This is a genomic window from Caballeronia calidae (assembly GCF_900044055.2).
GTDB lineage: Bacteria > Pseudomonadota > Gammaproteobacteria > Burkholderiales > Burkholderiaceae > Caballeronia > Caballeronia calidae.
In genome coordinates this window covers 1-3,834 of the sequence record NZ_FCOX02000189.1, presented here as the reverse complement: position 1 = coordinate 3,834, position 3,834 = coordinate 1, and the positions used below count along the sequence as shown (strand labels likewise).

Annotated in this window: 5 protein-coding genes; 2 read left to right on the top strand and 3 right to left on the bottom strand. The window is 57.8% G+C overall.

Translation table 11 applies throughout. The annotated features are described in order from the left end of the window. Nucleotides 1-156 precede the first annotated feature (156 nt). From AWB78_RS41720 to AWB78_RS41710, 3 genes are all read right to left on the bottom strand, one after another. Nucleotides 157-426, bottom strand: a complete 270-nt coding sequence (locus tag AWB78_RS41720) for a hypothetical protein (protein ID WP_062613055.1) — start codon at nucleotides 424-426, stop codon at nucleotides 157-159. A 286-nt stretch (nucleotides 427-712) separates the two neighbouring features. Then, nucleotides 713-928, bottom strand: coding sequence for a hypothetical protein (locus AWB78_RS41715; protein WP_062613053.1), 216 nt, complete (start codon nucleotides 926-928; stop codon nucleotides 713-715). Nucleotides 929-1,613: 685 nt separating this feature from the next. Further along, entirely contained in the window at nucleotides 1,614-1,847 is a 234-nt protein-coding gene (locus AWB78_RS41710) for a hypothetical protein (protein ID WP_157697878.1), read from the bottom strand. 300 nt (nucleotides 1,848-2,147) lie between these two features. On the opposite strand from AWB78_RS41710, the gene AWB78_RS41705 reads away from it, so the two are divergent. Further along, the gene (locus tag AWB78_RS41705; RefSeq protein WP_198399488.1) at nucleotides 2,148-2,756 is read left to right on the top strand and encodes a hypothetical protein; all 609 of its coding nucleotides are present in this window, start codon (nucleotides 2,148-2,150) and stop codon (nucleotides 2,754-2,756) included. After that, nucleotides 2,753-3,010 (top strand): hypothetical protein, encoded by a 258-nt coding sequence (locus tag AWB78_RS48040; RefSeq protein WP_062613046.1) that lies wholly within the window; start codon nucleotides 2,753-2,755, stop codon nucleotides 3,008-3,010. The genes AWB78_RS41705 and AWB78_RS48040 overlap by 4 nt, the downstream gene beginning before the upstream one ends. Nucleotides 3,011-3,834 lie beyond the last annotated feature (824 nt).

Here is a 3,834-nt window from a genome sequence, read left to right as displayed (position 1 = left end):
AGCCCTGTAACCAGCCTGCATCGTCTATCCTCCGGATCCATTGCATCTTAACAGTGCCGCTTCCCACCACCCAGCACCGCCGGGAAGTTATTTCTCACTCGTTCCTAAGATAGTTGCCGGGCGCTATTCACCGCATTCGGTAGGCGCCGACTGGCTTCAAGATGCGCGCAACAGGCAAACATACGGCGTATGCGTGCTGCGGCCGCCGAGGCAAAGGCCCAGTGCCGCGAGCGCTAGAACGCACCGCAACCTGTTCCTGGCCGGATTGAAGAACGCATCAGGAAATCGACGGCATCGGGCGCAAGCCCCCACAAGGCAGATCAGACCACCGAGACCGGTGTCGGCGAGCACGTCAGACGCCGCATCGGCCCGCTCAAGCAACTTCATCCCGATTGAGATCGCGATGCCTGCTATCAGCGAGCGCATCGAGAGCTCTCTCCATCATTCTCGGTTCCACACGGCCACAACCAATAACGCGCACATCATCGCGCACGCAGCCAAGGAATAAAAACGCGCCGTGGGCCTGGAAACCGGCCGCGGCGCGTCCCTTCCACTTCCCCATCTCATTGGCGCCAACTTCCCTCCCGGTTCGCTGGCGTCGACGCGGCAGCACCTCAGTTTCATTGAAAAAGCCGGCGCAACCGTACGCGATTTCGCCCAGATACCATGGCCTGCGTTAACTGACAGCCTCCATGCACCTATTTGTCGGTAGTTAATCGTTGATTTTTATCACTACCAGACCTGCCCCCGCCGACCGCACGCGCGGACGTCGCCGATGCTGTGCAACGTTGTGGTGATTACCCGTTCTTTCGTGTGCCTTCGCAATCGTGGACGCAGCCATGTGCTGACAAAACGCAGGCGCTTCGCGGGCAAAAAGCATCGCCTCGTCTGCCAGGCGTTGGACATACCAGTCCGACAACGTCTTCATCTGTTCACCATCGATTTCTTTGTGCGATGGCCTAGTTTGCCGCGAGCTGGGATGTCAGTGCGCAGTCGATCACGACCGCTCACGGCCAATCACAGGCATCGCCAAACGAAAGACGGCGCGGACGTCTTTGACAAGGTGCAGCAGGCCGCGCTAAACGCTGGCGCCAGCCGCGCAGCCTTTCGCAGCGAAGGCACGCACGTACTCTCGATATGTCGCTCCGAACGCTCGACAGAACACTCACGAGCATCCGCAAAGTAGGCACGTTGAATGTGCCGCGGGACAGCACGTTGCCACTTTTCCAAAATTCAGTTTGACCGTCGTTGCAATGAACCGCCGGATACCCGCCACGCAACCTTTGCGGAGTCGCCGCATTGATGTACTCGTTATCAAGGGTAGTCGAGATGGCGGCGTCGTTGCGAGTAAACGCATGATATAGACAGTTAGTTGCAGAAATGAAAAGAACTGCGCGCACGTCCATCGGATCGCTCCGGGCTAACCACGGAGGCGGCCTCCCACGGCAAAACTCGATGCGCGATTAACCGGGATGACCAGCGATGCACTCGACACAGACACTCCGACGAGGAAAATTTTCGTAAAAATTAGTCTATGCTTAAGCAACGTTCATTGAGGGAGTTGGTAGACGCGTGACGCTCTCCGCATGGCCGGCCGGCGGGTACGCGCTAGCTTAGGATCCACTTGTCGATCGCAAGCGCGCGATCAAGTCATCCACTTCGTAGCACACGCAAGCGTCGCGGTAAATCACAGTGCCAATTGCGATCAATGTCGTCAAATCGCTAGAACGCAACTGACGTGCATGCTCAGCAAGGATCTCGGCAAACGCGGGAAGCGCATCGCGTCCAGACAAATGAAAGAGCCGCGCATCACGCTTGATCAGTTCGAGTATCTCTTGCGCTGTCATTGTCATCTCCCATTAGACATCCCAACTTTGCAACATCATGAAAACGAATGGTGCGTGTTACCGCACACAGCGAAATGATTGAACGTTCGAGGTTACGCATTGCAGAACCTTCTGGGAGTCTCTAACGAGGCTCCGCCTCAGGCACCGGATGAGGCATACTTCGCGACACTGCCAGCGATCAAATCGGCAGCTTGATGACCCCGGCGCTTCCACTTATAAACTCGATCTGACTGTCCGAACCAACGGCGCCACCTCTATCGGCGCGACCGGGGCGCCGGTTACCGCTACGTGCTGTCAATCTTGCAGGCCGAGTTCGCGCTAACCCAGGTGCTCGATCGACCCGTGACCGGGCGCGTCTTCTTCGAGCAGGTCATCCGCGAGAACCTGGACATCGGACGCCCAGGCCAAGTGCAACTGATCTTCGATCGCCGCGTCAATCGGCGCACCCCGGGGCGCTTTCGCACCCGGGTGATCACCGAAGGGGTCGCCCCTTCGCTGCATGTGGACTACAAACCTTCACGCATCAAGCAGTACCACAAGGAGGGTCAGGCGCTACGTACCGAGACCACCATCAACGACACCCGCGACTTCGGCGTGGGACGACTGCTGCGCAATTTGCCCGAGTTACGCCGCATCGGCTTTGCAGCGAATCGGCGCATGCTCGAAATTGAGCAGATCAGCCACGACTGTGCATTGGGTGAAGACGCGTTTCAGGAGCTGCAGCATCCGCGCCAGGTTGACGGGCAGCGCGCACCGGCACTGCGCTTTGCCGACCCCAAGGTCCAAGCGTTGCTGCAGGCGCTGGTGATGTTCATCTTCGTCGCACGCGGCTTTACCAATCAAGAACTTCGGCAAGCTACGCCGTGCTGTTGGGCCTGCATCCCGGCGACATCACACCGGGGCGCATGAGCTACGAACTTCGACGCCTGCGCCTGCATGCTCTGATTGAGCGAGTCCCCAAGACCCACCGCTACCACCTCACGGGCCTGGGGATGCAGACGGCCTTGTTCTATACACGCGTGTACTCGCGCATCTTGCGACCCGGCCTCGCACTGGTCAGCCCCCACGCCCCTGCGGCCTCGCCAGCGTCTCTGCAGCGCAGCTTCCGCACTGCCGAGCAGGCCGTCAACACCTGGTGCGATCAAGTCAAAATCGCCGCGTAGAAAACTTGACTCGACTGCTACAAGCTCAACTCAGTCAAGGAAACTAGAAGGGCGTATTCACACCCGCTTTCGATGAGCGAGAAATTGATGAAAGTGAGGAATCAGGCCCAGCCGTCGAACAAGAAAGACGCGGCGTAAGCCTTTGATGCGATCGCCGTTCAGTCTCGTTTCCGCGCTCGTACATGTGTCGCGGCCCTATGCAGTGCTCTACTGGCGTATTGAGGCGCGCGTGCAAATCAAGCTCGTCAACAACCGTGTGTGCTTCGCATAACTGATCATTCATGTGCTCAATAACGCCTGCTGCACGCATAGCATTCGGCACTTTTGCAGGACTCTCCCCATAGCGGTCCCCACCTTCATGCTGATGCCTGTCGGTGCCTCGCCCCGATACATCGCCCCGTATCCGCGTCCTGTTCGTCAGACCGGCGCTTCCTGCGGATTCGCGGTCGCCCGCGTCACCCTTGCCTCCGGCGAACATTACACCTTGCCGGACATGAAGAGGAGTTTCACCTCCAAGTGAATGCGCCGGGCGCACAAAAAAAAATCCCGCCTCTGTGGAGGCGGGATTAAACGATCTGAACGCTGCGAAGATAGTGCTTCGCCCTTCCAAGACCAAGTGCGCATCCGGGGAATGCGCACTTGCATTTTGCCTTCGTACCATAGAGAACGGCGTTTGCAACTATGAACATTCATGAACCATCGAGTCGTCTATTTGATATTTCCATAAAAGATGACAACCGATTCGATGCTGGTGCGTTGTATCTCTGAGGGATTGATTGGAGATGCATGCCATGGCAAAGAAGCCGATGGACGAGGCAACCAAG

Bases quoted from the DNA above. Each gene is read 5' to 3' on its own strand.
- AWB78_RS41720 (WP_062613055.1), bottom strand. From the start codon at position 426: ATGCGCTCGCTGATAGCAGGCATCGCGATCTCAATCGGGATGAAGTTG.
- AWB78_RS41715 (WP_062613053.1), bottom strand. From the start codon at position 928: ATGAAGACGTTGTCGGACTGGTATGTCCAACGCCTGGCAGACGAGGCG.
- AWB78_RS41710 (WP_157697878.1), bottom strand. From the start codon at position 1,847: ATGACAGCGCAAGAGATACTCGAACTGATCAAGCGTGATGCGCGGCTC.
- AWB78_RS48040 (WP_062613046.1), top strand. From the start codon at position 2,753: ATGAGCTACGAACTTCGACGCCTGCGCCTGCATGCTCTGATTGAGCGA.